We start from the raw sequence: 20,452 nt of genomic DNA on the forward strand, positions 1-20,452 counted from the left end.
GTCGGTACCTCCGCTGTGTCAAATAACTTCTACGCGCTAATTCTACCTTTGAGAGAGACTCAACGGCTTCTTTCTCTAGGACAATTCTTGATTTGTAGGGAAGTTTGGCAAGGAAGCAGTGTAAGGAATTTAACACGTTCAACGGATGTTGACGCCAGAAGTGCGAGTCAAGATTTCCCACTCTCCCCCACCTCCCTAATGCCCATCACCCCCTATGCCCACACCCCCTATCCCCATCACCCCCTTCTCAGTGGTGATAGATGTCACTTAACTATGCCCGTGCGATCGCACCAAGCGACTGAGGATGTTTATATGTTGTAGGTGTAAGAGAAATTATGCCCTAGGGCATATGTAGGGGAGACAATGCCATGTTAGAAAAACTATTATTAGCGGCCGGCTTAACCTTATCGCTTCAAATATTTCCCGGACTAAGCACTTCCGCGAAATTACCGAAAAATGTGGTGTTACGATCGAGCGATCGCCCGGCTCAAACTGTGAAACTTCCCATCGTTGCAGTACCTGCGGGCATCAAGCCGAATGTCCAATCCTAATGATACGTGCCAGATCATACGTGCAAGTGCGATCGGACTTAGGCAGAGCCTCTATAATATTTTTTTCGAGTTCTTCTCTTTTCTATGTGAGTGTTGACAAATCATCAGTTTGTAGTCAGGGCTTTAGTCCTCATTAATATCACCTAATAAGGACTAAACCCCTGACTACAAACCGTAGGCTAATAATTAGTAGTAGATAGAACATTAATTCCTATAAAATACTCAACAAATCTCAACATTAGGCTGTCTTATAGAGACATTCAAACATTAAAAAACTTGGGGAACTTTGAGTAAAAGTTCAAAATAGATATATGATGTCAGATTGAGCTCAAAGCTAATAAGCACATTGACTATTAAATCAAGGAGAGTAAAAATGGGACTTAGCGATATTCTATTGAATGAAAACAATAGAGAAACTTTTGTGAATGACTGTGTGAAGTTGATAGACCAACAAGTGGCGACAGCGCCAGGATTGGGTGGTATGGCTCTTAAAGCTGCCTACTCTACTGTCAAGGGGATACGGGCTGACTATTGCGCCCAAGTCGTCGATCAACTTCTGCCCGAAATCTCGATCGCACTCGATCCGATGTGGACTGAAGCCGTAAACAATGGCAACCCAGTCGAATATCTAGCCCAAAGAAAAGGTGAAGTAGCAGACGAATTGCTCCAGATCAGCGACAAAAGGGTCGAGAAAAGCACAAGAGCGATGGTTAAAGGCGCCTATGCCAAACTCCGCCCCTCAGCTAAGAATTACGTGGAAAAGGGAGTACCGGATTTAGCCGAAATTATTAATAAACATAGTGCGGCCGGATAAGTGAGCAACGGCTAAAAAACAGAATACCCAGATACTCGGCTTCTTCAAGAAATCGGGTATCTAAAATCCGACTTATTCGTAAGTTTGTAGTTAGGAGAGAGACTCCTAATTGTAGGCTTATCCATTGCCAATTACCCATTGACTCGCCCCCAATATTTTCAACATCGCCTGTCCGGTAATTCCCAACCCCAAAAACATTACAAACATAGCGCTAATCGCAGGCAGAAATTTGACTGCTGTTATCTGTTTGGGCAGTTTATCAAAATTCCGTTTGGCATAAACTAAAATTAATCCGATCGCACTCAGCACTAAAGCCAATCCCAAACTAAACGCTACCACTAACGTCATTCCCAAACCAACATTGCCCAAAGCCGATGCACTCAACAGCATCACCAAAGCGGAAGGACAAGGCAACAAACCGCCGGAAATCCCCAATGCTAATAAGCTTTTCCAAGTAATGGGAGAACCGTCAGTACCGGGCGGCAAATGCGAGTGAAGGCGACCGTCTCCGTGATCGTGGTAGTGGTGAGATATATCGGGTTTTACAGGCTTAAATTCTCGCTCCCAACTTCCCCTGCTCAAAAGATTTACTGGTTCTTCACATTCCGCAGTAAGGACTTTAGTCCTTAGAAACCAGTTTTTATTAAAAACTTTACTTTTGATTTTTTTGAGAACTTCAGCCCTCACTACCAACCTTGTCTTGATTTTTGATAATAGTAAGTTAAACCCGATGAAGGCTACTAATAAACCAGAGATTAAACTCAGCCAAGGATCTAATTTTTCTGGATCGATTAAGTTAGAAGCAAACAAAGTAATTCCGCCCACAGCAAACACGCCGGCAGTGTGAGTAATTGTAGTCGTCGCTGCTAGAAATAAAGCGTGTAGGGGAGTGGCCCGCGAACCCACTAAATAAGCGCCGACTATGGTTTTTCCGTGTCCGGGCGACATCGCGTGCACGCATCCCCAAGCAAATGCTCCCGCTACTGCTAGCAGTAAACTCCAACCTGAATCCCAGATAGATTCGTTTCCTGCTGCTAACAAAAAGTCCCGGTTTTGCGGCGTAAACACAAAGCTTTTTACAGCACCGGCTTGCACAATCGTAGCTTGACAGCTAGCTGTCGGAACTCCGGGCAAAAACAGATTGTAATTAATCCGCAATTTCTCTAGTTTGGAAATGGAGTCAGGTAAACCGGGGGTTTTATCTTGAGAAGATGCGGGCCAGGTGTAGTCTAAAATTAAGGTGCTGTGGGTATTGGGCTGCTGGATCGCACTGGCGCTTTTAGCTGCTATTTCTAGCGGGTTTACTGCTACTGAGCCTTGAATGTTGGTACTGTTGGTGAGGCGAATTTGTTGGCTAAAAAACTTTTCTAGCTGTGTTTGGTGGCTGCGAACTTCAGCAGGTTGTAGCTGGCTGTCTCGATTGTCGTCGGCGAAGTTTGTTAAGCCAGTTGGGAAAGTTAATGTTATTTCGGTTTGCAAATCGTTGACTACTATTTCTGCTACGGATAAGTCTGACCAGTGCGAGTAAACTGGTCTGGTTGAGGTTGTTAGTAACAATGAAAGTGTCAAGAAAAATAGGAGGAAAAACTTTAGTAATTGGTTCAATTTGTAGTGCATAAATACCTTCGTTTTTAGGTAATTTGTTTTTGAATTATTTGTGTTTGTTGGGATTTTTGAGGCGATCAATCTTTTCGTGAGTCTCACAGTCCGCCAGGGGTTTCAACCCCTGGCGGATTGACGGAATAGCGAACTTGGCCGAATGGCTGCTATTAGCTAATCTCAAAATTCATAACTTCCCAAGCCCAATGCTTGGCGAGCTCGATCGTCAAAACTCGGGTCAATTTCCTTGGACTTTTGAAAATAAGCGCGAGATTCAGCATCCTTACCTAAAGTCCGGGCGATCGCACCAGCCCGGTAAAACATCCCCGCATCCCGAATGCCCGATCGCATTATTTCGGCCATCACTCGATCGGCCTTTTGCCATTCCCCAGCACTCGAAAACGCCCAGGCTAAAGTATCCAGCGTGACAGCATCCCGCCGAATTTTTACCTCCTCCTGCATTAACGCCAGCGCTTCCGTCACATCCTGCGATCGACCTTTTTCCAGCAGCAAACTTGCCAAATCCCTGCGGTGGCCAAAACCGCCAGATCCAGAAACCTGTTCCTGTCGCAGCCCAGCTTCTGCTTTTTCCCGAAGTCGCCGGGATTCGATCGCATCTCCCTGCAAATCCTTCACCCTCGCCATACCGCGATCGACAATGCGATCGAACACAGTCTCAACCGGGCCAGAATACGCAGAAACCTTGCTGTAATAGCCTTCCGCCTCCCGATAATTGCCCTGCCGCGTCTCCAAATCCGCCAAATAAATCAGCGCCAGCGGGTATCGCGGCACCAACCGCAGCGCCTCCAAAAACAGCGCTTTCGCCTGCACAAACTGCCCGCGACGCGAGTAAAATCGACCCAAGAGCGATCGGGCCCGCGCCGAACCCGCAACCTCTCCCGGTTCCTCCGCCGCCATTGCTTGGCGGTAATCCTGCAAAACCTCAGCATCTCGGCCCTGAGACTCTCTCACTAAAGCTCTTAAAGTGAGAGAACCCAAATTGGGAATCCGTTTAACTAAGGCTTCTGCGGCTGCATTTGCCTCGCTCACTTTTCCCATTGCTAAGTGAGATGTAACTGAAAGGGCGATCGCATCTTCATTGTCAGAACCCACCTGTTTAGCAAAGCGCAAAGCAGTAGCAAAATCGTGTCTCGCCTCAGCAATTCGAGCTAAAACTAACAGCGCACCTTGGTTGTCAAAAGGCAAATCGGCGATCGACCTTTGAGCAGCTTGTTCTGCCAATAAAAACCAACCTCCCTCCCCAGTAGCGCGAGCCATTTTCAAATAAGATCCCGCCAGTGACGCCCGGTTCAAACCGCTGCGGGAATCAACAGCCAACCGCTGCTGGTAAAAAGCAATCTCTTGCTGAATTGCTTCCTTTTGATTAGGATTATTTCTCAAACTTTCCGAGAAATGATAGCGGTAATTAGTATCGAGATTTTCGGGACTTTTGTTAGAATAATTATCTGAAATAAAACGCAAATTAGGAGGTAAATTCACTACTACCATCCCAACTACAGGAACTACTATCAGCAGCCACCACGAAAAAATATCCGATTTTATTTCCTGTTTAATTTTAGTTTTCATACATCCGCGTTAATCAGCGTTCATCTGCGGTTAAAAAAAGTATTTTCGGTCATTAAGCTGTTGCGGCATTTAAATTGTATGTCCAAACAAATTAAAGTCTTGTGGGGTGTCCCGCCCGCCCTGAATATACAATTTAAATGCGCTACAGCTTAGCCAATAACTAATGACTAATGACTAATGACTAATGACTAATGACTAATGACTAATGACTAATCACCAATAACTAATGACTAATGACTAATGACTAATCACCAATGACTAATGACTAATGACTAATGACTAATCACCAATGACTAATCACTAATTAGGCAAAGCCAAATAAGGAAAAGTCGGTTCTAAAGGTTTGTGTCCCTGAGCCGGATTTCCCGGAGTTCCGTTATAAGAAACGTTATCGCCAACCGGAGAGCCCACCAAAGCTCCCAGAGTGATATCAATAACGTCGTCCATCAGCATACGACCTCCGATCAAGCTTCCTTGAGCATTTGTAGCGCTAGCGTAGCCGCTGGTTTTTGTGGTATCGATCCGCATGACATCGGGTAAGAAAGCTCCGGCGATCGCATTTGGATCGACATTATCCCGACCGTCCAACAGATCGACAGCATTCAAAGTAGCAACAGCTTCCTGCCGCACTGGAGCAGCCGCACCGCTCAAATCCAATCTCGGAGGAATATTATTGAATGCTTCCAGATAAGCGGGAGTAACTATCAAACCCTCATTAATTGCAGGTCTTGCCAAACGCTCGAATTGTTTAAAACCGCCAGCTCCATCCCGGATCGAAACTGTTGACCAAACATCAAAAGTATTCGCCCCACTTCCTGCTTGCAAAAATGCTTTCGGAATGCGGACAGCAATTGTATTGACGTTGTAACCTTTAGTAAAGTCAATCGCTTGATTCGGTTGTTTAAAAGCAGTGCGCGGCCCCGTTCCCAAAGCTGCGGCGCGAACTCGGAAAAATTGTTCCACATCAAAGAAAAACGGGTCTTCGCGTAAACCAGCAAATACAGTCAAGTTAGAACTGCCGACAGGTACTGTATTCAAAACAGCATTAGAATTCAGCGGAGTTGTGGCAATTAACCCGCCGTTAACTGTAGTCTTAGCAACAGTCTCCGAGCCACCGCGAACAACAGTTACAGCTACCGCTTGCATACCTTGATTGTTAGGCGGACTGAAGGCAAACCGCAAGATAATATCCGAACGTCCAGTAGGTGTAGAATTTACGTCACCTACCTGGGTGATGTGAAATTGGTAGAGGGCTGTAGTGCTGAAATAATATTGATAGCGAGCTACAGACCTGGGATTTGAATTCATGGTAAATACTAAATCGCCGTCCGCAGCACCGGAGTTTTGGTCTTTTTCGCGATATACGTACAGGTCAGTTAAATTTACAGCGCGACCTTTGATATCTACTTCGCCGTCGTCGTGGTCAGAAGCGACAATTATGCCTGGAGTTAATAGAGCAATTAGAGCTACTTCAATAGCTAATATGGTTCGGCGAATTTTTTTTGTGAGCTTCACTGTTAGCACCTTTATTTCAATGATATTTTCGCACAAATCAATGGTAAATAACCCGCATTCGCGGCTTTTACTTTTGTAGCAACAGGTCGAAATCTGTCAACCTGTCGGGATTTTGCGCTGTTGCTGAGCCTTCTCCTATTGATGGTATACGAAGGTTTCGCAATTTTGGATCTGTGCTGCAAGATTAATTTATGTAAAAAAGTGCGTTATTGAGGATTTATTCGTTCCCGGAGTATTCTTGGCAATGCCTGCTCGGAGACAGAGCCTCCCTCGATCTAGTGGAGCCAAAGCCTCGCTTATATGAATTTCCCGGCTCTTCTTGGGAGCGAGCGAACAGAGCTTAGGAACGAGTGCAGGGCGGGGTTTTGACTGTTCAGGCTCAGGGATTTCTTCGTTCTGCATAAAGCGGATTGCTAAGTCTCAAAAAAATCACTAATTCGGTGGTAAAATTCAAGATGACTTGGGATTTTTACAATTCAAAGCACGACAAAATTAGCCCGAAAAGGCATACTCTAGCTGGTAGCCCCAACTTCAAACTTACAATTATGTTCTGTAGGGATATACGCCGAATTTTTAATTTTGGATCTGTGCAGTCAAAACAAAAATTTTCGGTACACTGAGATGACAGGCCAGAAGTCAGGCGATGAATCGCTGCTTTTAGTGCAGATTGCCCAGAAAGATGAAACGGCATTAGCTAAACTTTACGATCGCTACGGTCGCCCAAGTTACGCTCTCGCTTACAAAATTCTGGGTTCGGTAGAAGAAGCTGAAGAAGTTGTACTCGATGTTTTTTCCCAAATTTGGCAAAAAGCAGCAACTTACGATCCTTCTCGCAGTCGAGCAGATACCTGGTTGTTCATGCTTACGCGCAGTCGTTCCCTCGATCGGCTCCGAGCTGTGCAGCGAACAGTCCGGGCTGCTGAAGCTTGTCTGGAAGAGGCTAAAGTACCCATCTCTAGCGTTGCAGAACCGATGGAAGATGCCATGTTTAAAGAACGCCGCGAACAAGTCAAAGCAGCCTTAGAAAAACTGCCAAAGGAACAGCAACAGGCGATCGAACTGGCCTACTACCAAGGGCTGACTTGCGCGGCTATCGCAGCTAAAACTGGTATCCCGACAGGTACAATCAAAACCAGAATTCGGTTGGGTATTTCCAAATTGCGTCAAGCTTTGAGCGAACAATTTTAGATTGTCAAAAACAAAATTTAAGTTGTTTAACATCTATCTAAAATTGTGGCATCTCGAATCATCCATCTTGAGTGCGAGGGCAGCAGACAATCTCAAATTTAAAATCAACTTAGGTGGAATTACAATTATTGGCGGAAAACAGATGGAAATGATGCCAGACGAGGAGTCTATCATCCTTGCAGCCCTTCAAGCTCTCGATATCCTCGACGAGTCAGAACGCGGCGCATTTGCAGAGAAATTGAAAGAGTTCGCAGAACTTAAAAGTGAATTAGCTGCTTTGGAATCCACAATTGCCGCGATCGCCTACACAGCCCCCCCAGTTCCCGTCGCACCCGACCTCAAAAACCGCCTGTTACAGCGCATAGCCGAACTGCCGCCAACCCCAGCAAAATCAGTCAATTTAAAGCCCATTGTTACCTCCCCAACGGAGAACAATGCTCCATCTTTAATAGTGCGATCGCACGATGTCCAATGGAAATCTTATGGAGTTCCGGGGGTTTCGTTCGGCAAGCTTTACATTGATAAAAAAAAGCGCGAAATTACCTGCTTGATGCGACTAGAACCTGGAGTAACATTTCCCCTGCACCGACACGCTGCCTCGGAGGAAGTGCTTGTATTAGAAGGAGACTTAATTGTAGAAGGGGAAATTTGCCATCAAGGCGACTACATTCGATCGGTTCCCGGTTCCACACATTCGCCCCTCACAGAAGGGGGATGTTTGCTGTTAATGAAAACTTCCCTAGACAACGAAATGTTCGTCTGATATTATTTTTGTTGAATTGCCGACAGCTTGGAGGGCGGGTTTATGTAGATTTTCCGTTATAAGTATAGATGGTTGGTGAAACCCACCCTACAATTATTTCGGTTAATTTACCGGACACGCTCTAACTCAAAAACACCATATTGCTCCGCATTCGGCGGTTAAAAATCCCAAATATATCACGTAATTCCCATGCTAAATTACTCGCGTTTAACTGCTGTTATGTCCGCCGTTATTATACAATTTGTACCCAGCAACCAAAGCGCGATCGCCCAAGAACGCGAAGGATGTTTTCTTGTTAATTCAGTGGGAGAAGTAATTAACTTAAATTTGTTGTGTTCGCCTCAAGAATCAGACATTAAGCTGACAGGAAACGATGGTAAATTTCTTGAAGACTACAAACGCTTAGCAAAAAGCTACTCTCCCGAAGCAACGAATAATTTACTGCAAGCAATCCAAAGGGCCCCTGGTCAAAAAATTGCGGCCGCTAAAAGAATGTGTGCAGAAGCAAAATCGGGAGTTTCTCTGCCGGAAGTTAAATTAAGAGCGATCGGGCAAGCTGTCAGTATCGAAAATCCAACTGCCAAAGAAAGTTTTCTCGCCGATGCCGATATTATTACCACCCTTGCCGCCAATCATTATTGCCCGGAATTAGCCAGTAAGTAATATCATGAAATCTGTATGGACAGGGTAAGGCAGCATCTCAGTTTTGATTTTACAGGAGTGCAAGGGGGACGATCGCACTTCTAAAAAACCATTTTTACAAAACTGAGATTCTCCCACGGTAATACGGCGTCTTTACTGGCAGTTAAAATATTAATTGTCATTTTGTCGGGCAACGATCCATGAAATTACCAGACATGAGATGAAACATTTAAAATCAAGTTCCGCCGATTTGCGGGATTTATTCAAAGACAGCATTACAGTTAAATATCTCGCGGAACCGCTGAAAGCTGTCCCCGCTTGCGAAGACGCAGCTAAATTGCGATCGTGGATGGAGGCCCGCGATTTTGACGTGCTCGGTATCGAAGAAAACGGCACGGTTTGCGGCTATGTAGAACGATCGCACTTAATGACAGGCAAGTGCAGTGACTACCAGCAAATTTTTCACCCCTCACAATTAATTGCCGCCTCGACTCCTTTGATGGAATTGCTGCCGCTGCTGCGAGAAAAACCGAGGTTATTTGTATTAGAAAGCAACAGGATCAACGGTATCGTTACCTGCGGCGATTTGCAAAAAGCACCGGTGCGGATGCTGCTGTTTGGATTGGTGACGCTTCTCGAAATGAATTTATTGCGAATCGTGCGGATTTACTTTCCCCAAGATTCTTGGCAGAAATTCCTTAAGGGCGATCGTATTTTAGCAGCAAAACACCTTTGGGAATTGGGGAGATCGCGAAATGAAGCAATTGACTTAATCGATTACCTGCAATTCTGCGACAAGCGAGATTTAATCCTGACTTCTGCTGAAATAGTCGATCGGCTGGGGCTCAAATCCAAACGCTACGGGGAGCGTTTTTTAAAGTCAGCAGAAGCATTGAGAAACAAATTAGCTCATGCTCAAGATTTAATCAACGGTTCTTCTTGGCCGGAAGTAATTTTTTTAGCTCAGGAAATAGAAGCGCTTTTACAGCGTTGCGAAGAAATTGAAATGGCCACACCTAATGAAGCAGAGAGCATTTAATCCTAGTCTCTTAGAGAGAGATTTTGTTTGTTAAGTCGCCATTTGAATCGCCTATTTTGATATAGGAAGGTGCGCCGAAGCGCACCATACATTTAGTTTTTAATTTTTAGTTTCCTGTTAGTATACTTAGGAACCCAGCCTTGAGCAGTGGTGTAATACTGCAAGGCTTTCAAGTACAGCGAGGGAGTGAGATAAAACCAATGTTCGGTATTGGCAGGCACTTTAATGTATTCTTCAGCTTGCAGCATTAATTGTACCTGAGAGCCGTTAGAATACACAAACCCAAAAACGCATTCCCCAGCTAAAATGTGAAGAACTTCTGCATCTGTGTGGGTGTGAGTGCGATCGCTTTGAGTCATCAGCGCGTAAATCTGCTGCGAACCTGGATGCAGCACTTTTAAGTCGCACCACCGATATCCGCTGGCGCGCTTAAACTGTTCAAACTCGCTATTAAATGCTGCGAGAATCTGCTGTTTTTGTGTAACATTGAGAATGTCTTGAACTAGCAGTTCTTGAAACGCCGGATTTTTGTTTGTGGGCAGGGAATCGATCTCAATATTTAAAACGGCCAGTTGATTCGCGATCGCCCGGATGTCCGTATATGTTCTACCGTCTTCTAGTTGCAGAACAGCCATATTACCACCTAATTTGTTGAGCTTTGAGGGAAATTTAGTTTCCATTTTTAAGCTGCTGTTTTAAGCTTTGGTCAAAAACTAAACTCCTGCTTATTTTCAATAATAGCCGATCGCTAAAATCCTATATCTACCTTCATAATCATCAAAGAATTACCACAGATGAGATGATTTGTTGAGTTATTTAAGTTTTATTTCTAATTCTCAGAGTGGGGCTGGGAATGCAGATCCATAGGCTGTGGCTATTTTTTAGGGTTCGATGTTTAAACGGGCGATCGGTAAAACACCGCCTACAGCATGAAAAGACAGAAACACAGCCTCAATCTATAAAAATCTCGTCAGATTAGCTTACAATACAAGACTAAAGCTCAAAATTACGGCGCAGCCTCATTGCTGCTACTTTTATGTCTCTACCTATAGTTGCTATTATTGGACGCCCCAATGTAGGCAAATCGACGCTCGTCAACCGTTTAGCCAACACCCAAGACGCGATCGTCCACGACGAACCAGGAATCACCCGCGATCGCACTTACAGACCAGCATACTGGGGCGATCGGGAATATCAAGTCGTAGACACCGGCGGGCTAGTATTCGACGACGAAACAGAATTTTTGCCTTTAATTCGCGAACAAGCAATGGCGGCCCTCGCAGAAGCCAGCGCAGCCATTTTCGTAGTTGACGGAAAAACCGGGCTCACCGGCGGCGACGAATCGATCGCATCTTGGCTGAGACTGCAAAAAGTTCCGGTTATTCTCGCCGTCAACAAATGCGAATCGGAAAATACAGGACTCACCCAAGCAGCCGACTTTTGGCAATTGGGACTCGGAGAACCTTTCCCAGTTTCCGGCATTCATGGCAACGGCACCGGCGAATTGCTAGACAAATTAATAACTTACCTTCCCACGGAAGTATTACCCGAAGTTGAGGAAATTAAAGTAGCAATTATCGGTCGTCCCAACGTCGGCAAATCGAGTTTGTTAAACGCATTTCTCGGAGAAAACCGCGCCATAGTCAGCCCGATTTCCGGCACAACCCGCGACGCGATCGACACCTTAGTAGAACGGAACGGTAAAACCTACCGCCTGATCGACACAGCGGGAATCCGCAAAAAGAAAAACGTCGAATACGGCGCAGAATTTTTCGGCATCAACCGCGCTTTCAAAGCCATCCGCCGCGCCAACGTCATACTGTTAGTAATTGACGCAATAGACGGTGTTACAGATCAAGACCAAAAATTAGCCGATCGCATCAGCCAAGAAGGTCGAGCCTGCATCATAGTCGTCAACAAATGGGATGCCGTAGAAAAAGAGTCCGACACCATATACGAGTACGAAAGAGAAGTAAGAACCCGACTTTATTTCCTCGACTGGGCAGAAATGATTTTTGTTAGCGCCATGAGTGGACAGCGAGTTGAAAAAATCATTGAATTAGTAGACAAAGCCTCCGACGAACACAAACGTCGCGTCCCTACCGCCGTCATTAACGAAGTCATAGAAGAAGCCACAACCTGGCACTCAGCCCCAGTTACCCGCCAAGGAAAACAAGGCAAAATCTATTACGGTACTCAAGTGCGATCGCAGCCACCGACGATCGCCCTATTTGTCAACGATCCCAAACGTTTCACCGAAAATTACCGCCGCTACATGGAAAGCCAATTCCGCAAACACCTCGGCTTTACCGGTACACCAATGCGGCTACTTTGGAGAGGCAAAAAAGTTCGGGCCACAGAAATCAGCACAACAAACAGAGCACTGCGGGTCAAGTAATTTTAGATTTTAGATTTTAGATTTTAGATTGAAGAAAAAACGCAATTGAATCATAAAATTAATGAATTGCGTTTTTTTTGTATCCTCAAAAATCAAACAATTGCCAAATTCAAATGTCAAATACCCAATCGAAAATCAACAATCTTAAATCCCCCATGAAAAAATCTAAAATCTAAAATATAAAATCTAAAATCCCAAGATGGACGAACAAGAGTTTAAACAAAGAACGAAAGAACTAGCATTGAGAGTAATTAAGCTAGTAAGTTCGCTGCCAAAAACTACCGTTTCTGAGGTAATTGGCAAGCAGTTAATTCGTTCAGGAACTTCTGTTGGGGCTAACTATCGAGCAGCTTGTCGCACTAGATCAACAGCAGACTTAATTGCCAAACTCAGAATAGTGGAAGAAGAAGCAGATGAATGTTTTTACTGGATGGAGCTGATAGTTGAAGCTAAATTATTAGAGGTCACTAATTTGAGGAGTATCATGTCAGAAACGAATGAAATTTTAGCGATGACAGTTGCCTCAATCAAAACTTTAATTGCTAAAAACCCAACAGCAAATCGTAAATAAAAAAAAATTCAAATCCCACAAAAATCCCCAATCGATCAAAAAATCCCCAATCAATCAAAAAAATCCCAATCAATCAAAAAATCCCCAATCAATCAAAAAATCCCCAATCAATCAATTAATCAAAAAATCTAAAATCTAAAATCTAAAATCTAAAATCGCAAGATGGACTTACTTAGATCGCTCCCCATAGGACTATACCTAGAACAACCCGTAACCTGGCTTCACAGGCTAGACTCCCGCGTAAAACTAGCCTGGTTGATGACATTTCTGATTGCACCAATACTCGCCAATCCTATCTGGCGGTTGATGCTAGTAGGAATGTTAATCGTACTGACACTAACAGCAGCAATTCCCTTGCGCGTGTGGAAACAGCAAATGGGACTGCTGCTGCTATTCTGTCTATTCGTATTTTGCCTCAGCGCGATCGCCCCCGACGGACTCCCCGCAGAACACCAGCCCCGCATCCCCGCCGACGAATTAACCTTTTCCCAACAACCGGCAACTCTTCGGGCCCCTCAAAAGCCCAAACCCTGGTACCAATCTTTTAAGTTGGGATCAAACTCCCTAATCCCCAATCCCAAAGCCCAAAACCCAAATCAACTCCCCCAACCCACAAGCTACCGTTACGTTTTATTAAAACAAGGCCCGATTAAAATCACCCGCAAATCCCTAGATTTAGCTATCAACGTTAGCACCCTATTTTTCACAGTAATTTACAGCACCAACCTCTACCTCCTTACCACAGCCAGCGAAGAAATTACCGCCGCCCTTGAAAACTTAATGCAGCCCTTGCGCCGCTTGAACTGGCCTATTACCGAAATAGCCTTAACATTAACTTTATCTTTGCGATTCATTCCCTTAGTATTGGAAGAAATACAAAATTTAGTGCGATCGGTCAGAACCAGAGCGATAAACTGGAAAAAACTCGGATTTCGCAGCGCCGCTCAAGTGTGGTTGATGATAGCGGAGCGGCTGTTAGAAAACTTGCTCCTGCGAGCTGAACAAATAGCCAGCGCCATGAAAGTTCGTGGCTTCACCAGTCCCGATCGACACCGTGTAGAATGGCACCAGTTGCAATTGAAAATCCGAGACTGGATCGCCCTCGGCTGCTTGCTCCTCCTCTGGAGCGCCCGCTTGGTTTGGGGTTGGGACAGTTGAGATTTTAGATTTTAGATTTTAGATTGAATAATATTCAATAATTGGGAATGACTGAAAGCATCCAGGATACAAGCCCCCGGATTCATATGTGGAGAAATCAAAAACCTGTATCCGATGAAACTTGCCCCGAATTTATCCGTGGGGTGAATGCTTCAATTCTCAAATCTCAAATCTCAAATCTCAAATCGATTGACTGATTCTAGCGGGGTTTCGATCACTGGCCTAAAGTTGAGTCAGTTTTGTCTGGTGGGCGATAGTCCTGCTAAAGTAATGGAGACAAATATTTAGAGAACCAAGACCTTGAACATCTATCTTGGGACAGATATCGTATATATTCCGCGCATACAAGCTGCATTAGATCGGTTTGGCGATCGCTTCCTCGAAAAAGTTTACACGCCCGCCGAACAAAGGGATTGCGCGCAACTAAATTCTCAACACAGCAGCATTAAAGGTAAAATGAATCGAGTTTCCTGCAACCAGCTAGCGGGGCGCTGGGCAGCAAAAGAAGCCGTTGTCAAAGCTCTAGGCACGGGATGGCGGGGAATACGGTATGCAGATGTGGAAATTCGGCGCTCCGAAAACGGTGCTCCAAATGTGCAACTGCACGGAACCGCAGCAGCACAAGCCTCTGTTTGGGGAAATTGCCAGTGGCAATTGAGCCTCAGCCATGACGGAGACTATTGCACGGCTACGGCTATAGCCCTTTGTAGCCCGCCGTCAAACAACGCCGTCGGGCGATCGAGCGAAACTAAAATCTAAAATCTAAATCTTTAATCTAAAATTGATAGATTGTGAGTGTGAATGACTACCGAAACTTACCTGAATCATCCAAACTTTGGCCTCCTCTTCAGGGTATCCCAGGTTGAAGACAGCCAAGAATTATTTACCACCCTATACGCCCAACGCCTGTTTTTTTTGGTGACAAACGGCCCTGGCGGGCTGAGATTTGAACCAATCAGCCGCTCCGACGCTCGCCTCATGGTCGAAATTCGCCTGCGAACCCTGCGTCGCAGCGGTCAATATCACGAATACGAACAATTGCAGACCATTCACCAGCGCACATTTCAATAACTAAAATCAGTAATTTGGTAATTGGTAACTGTCGTGAAATACCCAAACTAAACGGAATACCGTTATAGTTCGGGCTTCGTGTATCGTTTGCCGTTGCTCTGTTGGGTATACCCATTTCTGGGTATTCGTCACTGAAGACGATCGGAGTCTGACACAGCATAAGAAAGCTTTTTACGGCCTTTATCCCTTCGTAGGGACTCCACGCAGAAGCCCTGTTTCCCAAAGCAAAAAACTATTTTCGTACAACAAACTTGGATTGTATTTTATGGTGGGACGTACCTTACCAACCAGCGGTCTGCTCTTTCCCCTTTTCTCTCGCAGTTGTCCGAGGCCAAGCATTTTACTGCTACTGTAGCCTGTTGTTTGCAGTCGAGTGGGTGGGTCGCAACCACTTATATCTTAGACTTTTGAGGAAATTGTCGCTCTTTTTTCATAGACCTTGCTTGGCTTATATCCCAACGCCCAATTGAGTACAATTACAGCGTGGGACTTACGCCAATTGAGTTAATTTTCCTTCCCTCCAGTTCCCAGCGTTGAGCAACCATGACCATTGCCTCTCGAATTAACAGCATTCGCCAACACTTGCCCGAATCAGTGCGGTTAATTGCCGTTACCAAACAGGTATCGACTGATGCTATTCGCGAAGCATACGAGGCCGGTATCCGAGATTTTGGCGAGAGTAAGGTTCAAGAGACTGTCGAAAAACAAAGCCAACTGCAAGATTTGCCGGATATCAACTGGCACTTGATCGGCCACTTGCAAGCCAACAAAGCCGCCAAGGCCTTAGAGCATTTCCAGTGGATTCACTCTCTCGACAACTTAAAACTCGCTCAGCGGCTCTCGCGCTTGGCGGGCGAACAGTCCTGCTGTCCCGAAGTCTGCCTGCAAGTCAAAATGTTGCCAGATGCGGACAAATACGGCTGGAGCGTTCCAGAACTGCTGGCCGACCTTCCAGAACTCAACAAATGTCAGCATATCAAAATTCAAGGTTTGATGACAATTCCTCCGCTGGGATTAGATGACTCGCAAAGCCTAGAATTATTTAACAGCACTCGCGAACTTGCACAGAAAATCCAGCAGCAAAATTTGCCCTGCATTCAAATGCAGCAGCTCTCGATGGGGATGTCGGGAGATTATCATTTGGCAATTCAAGCAGGTGCTACTATGGTACGGCTAGGACAAACCTTATTTGGCTCTAGGAGGGGATAAATAATTGAAATCTTCTAATAAAGACAATTTGGGTTAAATATAGAATAGTCAGCCACCCGCGACTAACGCGCAACGCGAGTATAGTCAGGGCAGCCAAGTCGTGAAGGAGCGTGAATCATGAATATTTTTTCTAAACTGCGAGATTTTGTAGGCATCAACAATGAGCCTGAGTACGATGACGTTTACGACGAAACGGAAGGGGAGCGCTATCAGAACTTCTACCAAGCGCCTGAACCCAACCCCGCTGCCGTCGCAGCAGCAGAGGAAGAACGTCGTCAAAATCGTAGAATGCGGGAGCGGTCAGTAGTAGGATCGACAGGTATGGATGTCGTTGCACCAACCGGCGGAGTAGGGTCAGTAATGAATAACGTGATAGGAATGCCTGGAGCTATGAACGGGATTTCGGAAGTAGTAGTAATGGAGCCGCGCACTTTTGAAGAGATGCCGGCAGCAATTCGAGCGCTTAAGGAACGGAAGTCTGTGGTTTTGAACCTGACGGTGATGGACCCAGACCAAGCGCAAAGAGCTGTGGACTTTGTGGCGGGCGGTACTTATGCCCTGGACGGTCATCAAGAGCGAATTGGCGAAAGTATTTTCTTGTTTACGCCTAGCTGCGTGCAGGTGAGAACTCAGTCTGGTGTGGTTCACGAAGTGCCTCCTGCTCAAGGACGCCCTCGTCCTGCTGCTCCTGCACCGACAGTCTGGCCGGCAGAACAAGCTCCAGTCGCTCAGTAGTCTGTTGACTGTTGACTGTTGACTGTTGACTGTTGACTGTTGACTGTTGGCAGTTGACGGTTGGCAGTTGGCAGTTGGCAGTTGGCTATTGAAAAATAACTAATAACAAATAACTAATAATAACTAACTAACTAATAACAACTAACTAATAACTGACTAATGACAAACATAAAATTTGGTACGATCGGCGGCGGGGTAATGGGAGAAGCTCTCTTATCCCGCTTAATAGCAGAAAAAGTTTATTTGCCTTCAGAAATATTGGTGAGCGAGCCTGGGGTAAAGCGCCGCGATTTTTTGACTGAGAAATACGGGGTTGGAACAACAGCCAGCAATCTAGAAGTTGCTGCCGCTACAGAAGTGCTGTTTTTGGCCATTAAACCGCAAGTTTTTGATACGGTAGCTTTGGAGTTGACGGTGGCGGCCGATCGCAAACAGGGAAATAATGGAGAAACGGCTAATTCCCAGCCTGAAGCGGTGGTAGTGTCGATTTTGGCAGGAGTACCACTCAGCAAGCTAGAACCAGCGTTTCCGGGGCGGGGAGTGCTGCGGGTGATGCCGAATACTCCGGCGACGGTGGGGGCGGGAATGAGCGCGATCGCTCCGGGAAAACTTGTTCAACCGGCTGATTTAGAATTGGTAAAGCGCATCTTTCAGGCCGTGGGAGAAGTGGTAGAAGTGCCTGAGAGTATGCTGGATGCGGTGACAGGGCTTTCGGGTTCCGGGCCTGGTTATGTAGCAATTTTGATTGAGGCCTTGACAGATGGCGGAGTTTGTGCAGGTTTGCCACGGGCGATCGCCTCTCAATTAGCTTTACAAACAGTATTCGGTACAGCGAAGCTAATGCAAGAAACGGGAATGCACCCGGCACAATTGAAAGATCAAGTTACGAGTCCCGGCGGTACAACTATTGCGGGAATTGCTAAATTAGAGAGTAGCGGCTTCCGTTCTGCGCTAATCGAAGCCGTGAAAGCAGCTTGTTTGCGTTCTCAAGAATTAGGTAAATAAGTCAGGAATAACGCACAGAAACCGTCAAAAACGAGTTCAATCGCACTTTAAACCTGCCGATTTTGCCGTCCGATATTTGACGGGAACAAAAGCTACACCGAACTGTTCTTTTCGACACTTGACAATATGCACTAAATCCGGTTGAAAATTTTGGCGATCGCCCTTCGGATCAAACTCAATAGTTCCGGTTGCTCCTGTGGCGCTAAAATTCGCACTCGCAATAGTTTTCTGCATCCCTTCGCGGCTCGGTTGCGCTTGGCTTTCTATTGCTTTAATTAGCGTGCGAGTTGCATCGTAGGTTAAAGCTGTGCGGTGGTTGACATTTCCTCCCCAAAGCTTTCGAGCATTCTCGGCAAATGTGCGGTTGGGAGCAGCTAAGGGATGCCAAGAGGATGATGTCACCAGTTTCTCAAAAGACGGTAACTGGGAGGCAGTTTCTAAGGTTTTCTGGCTGTAGATTCCCCCGGTTCCCACTACCCAATTGCGAGCGCCATTGGCTTTAATAAGTGCCATCGCATTTTTGACTGCATCCGGGACATGACTCGTACTTAAGACGATCGCTGTTTTCTCGCTTCGTTCGACTTCTTGTAATGCTAGTTCAACGTTGAAATTTTTCTTACACACATTGTATTCAGTGATGCTTAAAATATTTCCTCCTGCTTGTCTAAACTGTTTTCTGAATTCTTCCCACAATGAAGAAGTAGCTTGAATCTCAGGACAGTAGAAACCCACCGCTTTTTTCTGACCTGCGTTTTCAATCAGATAGTTCTTGAAGTTTTCAGCAGTAATTTGATGTCTAGGGACAGTGCGAAAGAAAAACTTCCGAGGTTTTTCTGTTAATTGTTCCGTTGTAGTCCCAGGCGAAATTAAGACTAAGTGATTTTTGTCATAAATATCGACTGCATGCACAGTCATCTCGCTCGTATAGTGACCGACGACACCCAAAATCTCGGTTTGCTTGACGAGTGAAGAAGCCCTAGCTTGTGCCTCTGCTTTCAGATTGGCATCGTCAGCGATAATGACTCTAATACCCTTGCCATTAATGGCTTTCCCTGCTAAAAAACCTTGACCGGGAAAGTCGTTATTGCGATCGGAATTAAACAGTCCTAGGTTGACTTCTGTTTGGGCCTGGGCAATGCCCCGCAACATTTCTCTAGCCAAATCTGAATTGACAGTACCTCCTTCGCTGTTGCTAATGGGAACGGCAACTGCCAGGGTGTAGTAATCAGCTTTTTGGGCCTTCAAAAGGGCATTATTCATGTAAATTAAAGTTTCTGGATCTTTGCGTTCTTCTTCGTTCCACGATTGTTTTAATAAATTAAAAGCTGATTGATGGTTGCCATTAAAAAAATCATTTACTCCCCATTGTTTTAATCGAGAAGCAGATGTTTTGATAAGAATTTCATCGCCGCAACTCACAGCATCTCCCTGGATTAAAGGACAAGTTTGAGGGGTGAAAATTTTGTGTATTAAAAATGCTGCTAGCCCGAGGCATCCTGCGATCGCGATCGGCAAGCAGACTCTCAATGTATCTTGCCATTGGCGTTGAGGCTTCGGCAGCAGAGGTTGTTGTGAAGGGGGCGCAGGTGAGTGCAACGCTGTTAGCGATTCCCTACGGGATAGCTTCGCTTCACGCAAATCCTGCAACACTTCAGCAGCGGATTGATAGCGATCGTTAAAGTGGTAGCGCACCATCTTATTTAAAACTTTTTTCAGTTGGTCGCTAATTTGTACCATCGGGCGATCGTCAGTTGAGTAGTGCCAGACGAGTTCCCCAGTTTTTTTATCATGAAAAAAGTCTTCAATATCTAACCCTGCGATCGCTTGAATGCCGATGATTCCCACAGCATAGATATCGCTGTTAAATCTTGGTTGATTTTTCCACTGTTCGGCTGGCATATAACCGTCTGTACCGATGACACGAGTTTGAGTTATTTGGCCGCCCTCGATCGCCAAAGTGCCGATCGCTTTTACCGCGCCAAAATCAATCACGGCAATTTTGCCGGTTCTTTTGCACCGGATTAAGTTTGATGGTTTTAAATCGCGGTGAATAATCCCTTGATCGTGGACTAAAGCTAAAACGGACAAAATGTCCTGCAATAAATCAATAACTTCTGACTCCTGAAACTGCCTGCCTGAACCGATCTCTTTGTTCAGCGGATTTCCTTCAATGTATTCTTGAATTAAGTAAAATTTTCCCTGTTCAAGAAAGCGATCGATTAACTTGGGAATCTGCGGACACTTATCGAGATACTTCAGGGTTTTAGCTTCTTTTTCAAATTGGTGCTGTGCTTCCTCCAACAGTCGCGGATCGTTAGATTCAGGAGGCGGAATTTCCTTGACGACGCACAAGGGATTTTCGGGGCTGCCCAAAGCGTCGTTAGCCGTATAGGTTTTAGCAAACCCTCCCTCACCTAATTGAGCGATTATTCGGTAGCGATCGCGCAGAATATCCCCTGGATTCAGACACCTAAATAGTTCCATCCCCTTAACTCGCTGCACTCGTTGGTGTCGAGCGTACCACAAATATCAGGGTAAACGCATCTTAACTGGAACCCCGAATATGCTACAGTTAAATCTGACTAAATTTCAATGTAGTTTGTTGTA

Annotated in this window: 20 protein-coding genes; 15 read left to right on the forward strand and 5 right to left on the reverse strand. The window is 45.4% G+C overall.

Annotation, left to right across the window (positions count from 1 at the left end):
* The first annotated feature begins 15 nt into the window (after positions 1–15).
* From QUB44_RS10555 to QUB44_RS10565, 3 genes are all read left to right on the forward strand, one after another.
* Complete coding sequence (locus QUB44_RS10555; protein ID WP_333141061.1) at positions 16–321, forward strand: hypothetical protein; 306 nt, start codon at positions 16–18, stop codon at positions 319–321.
* A gap of 47 nt (positions 322–368) precedes the next feature.
* Positions 369–551, forward strand: a complete 183-nt coding sequence (locus QUB44_RS10560) for a hypothetical protein (RefSeq protein WP_333366436.1) — start codon at positions 369–371, stop codon at positions 549–551.
* 373 nt (positions 552–924) lie between these two features.
* Entirely contained in the window at positions 925–1,365 is a 441-nt protein-coding gene (locus QUB44_RS10565; RefSeq protein WP_333366439.1) for a DUF6918 family protein, read from the forward strand.
* A 117-nt stretch (positions 1,366–1,482) separates the two neighbouring features.
* On the opposite strand, the gene QUB44_RS10570 is transcribed toward QUB44_RS10565, so the two are convergent.
* The 3 genes from QUB44_RS10570 to QUB44_RS10580 form a co-directional block, all read right to left on the reverse strand.
* Positions 1,483–2,982 (reverse strand): HoxN/HupN/NixA family nickel/cobalt transporter, encoded by a 1,500-nt coding sequence (locus QUB44_RS10570; RefSeq protein WP_333366442.1) that lies wholly within the window; start codon positions 2,980–2,982, stop codon positions 1,483–1,485.
* A gap of 162 nt (positions 2,983–3,144) precedes the next feature.
* On the reverse strand, positions 3,145–4,551 hold the full coding sequence (locus tag QUB44_RS10575; RefSeq protein WP_333366445.1) for a tetratricopeptide repeat protein: 1,407 nt from the start codon (positions 4,549–4,551) through the stop codon (positions 3,145–3,147).
* A gap of 300 nt (positions 4,552–4,851) precedes the next feature.
* Positions 4,852–6,066, reverse strand: coding sequence for a DUF4331 domain-containing protein (locus QUB44_RS10580; RefSeq protein ID WP_333366448.1), 1,215 nt, complete (start codon positions 6,064–6,066; stop codon positions 4,852–4,854).
* A gap of 621 nt (positions 6,067–6,687) precedes the next feature.
* Between QUB44_RS10580 and QUB44_RS10585 the strand changes: the two genes are divergently transcribed.
* The 4 genes from QUB44_RS10585 to QUB44_RS10600 all read left to right on the forward strand — a co-directional run bounded on the left by QUB44_RS10585 (position 6,688) and on the right by QUB44_RS10600 (position 9,698).
* Positions 6,688–7,254, forward strand: coding sequence for a sigma-70 family RNA polymerase sigma factor (locus tag QUB44_RS10585; RefSeq protein ID WP_333366451.1), 567 nt, complete (start codon positions 6,688–6,690; stop codon positions 7,252–7,254).
* A gap of 1 nt (position 7,255) precedes the next feature.
* Complete coding sequence (locus tag QUB44_RS10590; protein WP_333366454.1) at positions 7,256–8,017, forward strand: cupin domain-containing protein; 762 nt, start codon at positions 7,256–7,258, stop codon at positions 8,015–8,017.
* 219 nt (positions 8,018–8,236) lie between these two features.
* Positions 8,237–8,680 carry a DUF732 domain-containing protein gene (locus QUB44_RS10595; protein ID WP_333366457.1) on the forward strand — a complete coding sequence of 148 codons (444 nt, stop codon included), beginning with the start codon at positions 8,237–8,239 and terminating at the stop codon, positions 8,678–8,680.
* Positions 8,681–8,879: 199 nt separating this feature from the next.
* Positions 8,880–9,698, forward strand: a complete 819-nt coding sequence (locus QUB44_RS10600; protein ID WP_333366460.1) for a hypothetical protein — start codon at positions 8,880–8,882, stop codon at positions 9,696–9,698.
* A 92-nt stretch (positions 9,699–9,790) separates the two neighbouring features.
* On the opposite strand, the gene QUB44_RS10605 is transcribed toward QUB44_RS10600, so the two are convergent.
* The gene (locus tag QUB44_RS10605; protein WP_333366463.1) at positions 9,791–10,378 is read right to left on the reverse strand and encodes an acireductone dioxygenase; all 588 of its coding nucleotides are present in this window, start codon (positions 10,376–10,378) and stop codon (positions 9,791–9,793) included.
* A gap of 356 nt (positions 10,379–10,734) precedes the next feature.
* Here QUB44_RS10605 and der point away from each other — a divergent pair, with 356 nt between their 5' ends.
* The 8 genes from der (at position 10,735) to proC (ending at position 17,845) form a co-directional block, all read left to right on the forward strand.
* Positions 10,735–12,096, forward strand: coding sequence for a ribosome biogenesis GTPase Der (gene der / locus QUB44_RS10610; protein WP_333366466.1), 1,362 nt, complete (start codon positions 10,735–10,737; stop codon positions 12,094–12,096).
* A gap of 199 nt (positions 12,097–12,295) precedes the next feature.
* The gene (locus QUB44_RS10615; RefSeq protein WP_333366470.1) at positions 12,296–12,667 is read left to right on the forward strand and encodes a four helix bundle protein; all 372 of its coding nucleotides are present in this window, start codon (positions 12,296–12,298) and stop codon (positions 12,665–12,667) included.
* A 162-nt stretch (positions 12,668–12,829) separates the two neighbouring features.
* The gene (locus tag QUB44_RS10620; RefSeq protein WP_333366473.1) at positions 12,830–13,825 is read left to right on the forward strand and encodes an energy-coupling factor transporter transmembrane protein EcfT; all 996 of its coding nucleotides are present in this window, start codon (positions 12,830–12,832) and stop codon (positions 13,823–13,825) included.
* 300 nt (positions 13,826–14,125) lie between these two features.
* Positions 14,126–14,584 (forward strand): holo-ACP synthase, encoded by a 459-nt coding sequence (gene acpS, locus QUB44_RS10625; RefSeq protein ID WP_333366476.1) that lies wholly within the window; start codon positions 14,126–14,128, stop codon positions 14,582–14,584.
* Positions 14,585–14,626: 42 nt separating this feature from the next.
* Entirely contained in the window at positions 14,627–14,896 is a 270-nt protein-coding gene (gene pipX / locus QUB44_RS10630; RefSeq protein WP_333366479.1) for a transcriptional coactivator PipX, read from the forward strand.
* A 543-nt stretch (positions 14,897–15,439) separates the two neighbouring features.
* Positions 15,440–16,105, forward strand: a complete 666-nt coding sequence (locus QUB44_RS10635; RefSeq protein WP_333366483.1) for a YggS family pyridoxal phosphate-dependent enzyme — start codon at positions 15,440–15,442, stop codon at positions 16,103–16,105.
* Positions 16,106–16,222: 117 nt separating this feature from the next.
* The gene (locus QUB44_RS10640; protein WP_333158943.1) at positions 16,223–16,840 is read left to right on the forward strand and encodes a cell division protein SepF; all 618 of its coding nucleotides are present in this window, start codon (positions 16,223–16,225) and stop codon (positions 16,838–16,840) included.
* Between the two features lie 159 nt (positions 16,841–16,999).
* The gene (proC, locus tag QUB44_RS10645; protein WP_333366486.1) at positions 17,000–17,845 is read left to right on the forward strand and encodes a pyrroline-5-carboxylate reductase; all 846 of its coding nucleotides are present in this window, start codon (positions 17,000–17,002) and stop codon (positions 17,843–17,845) included.
* Positions 17,846–17,881: 36 nt separating this feature from the next.
* Here the strand turns inward: proC and QUB44_RS10650 are convergent, their stop codons facing one another.
* Positions 17,882–20,329 carry a bifunctional serine/threonine-protein kinase/ABC transporter substrate-binding protein gene (locus QUB44_RS10650; RefSeq protein ID WP_333366489.1) on the reverse strand — a complete coding sequence of 816 codons (2,448 nt, stop codon included), beginning with the start codon at positions 20,327–20,329 and terminating at the stop codon, positions 17,882–17,884.
* Positions 20,330–20,452: the final 123 nt, after the last annotated feature.

The organism is Microcoleus sp. AT3-D2, from assembly GCF_036705715.1.
In the GTDB taxonomy this organism is placed as follows: Bacteria; Cyanobacteriota; Cyanobacteriia; order Cyanobacteriales; family Microcoleaceae; genus Microcoleus.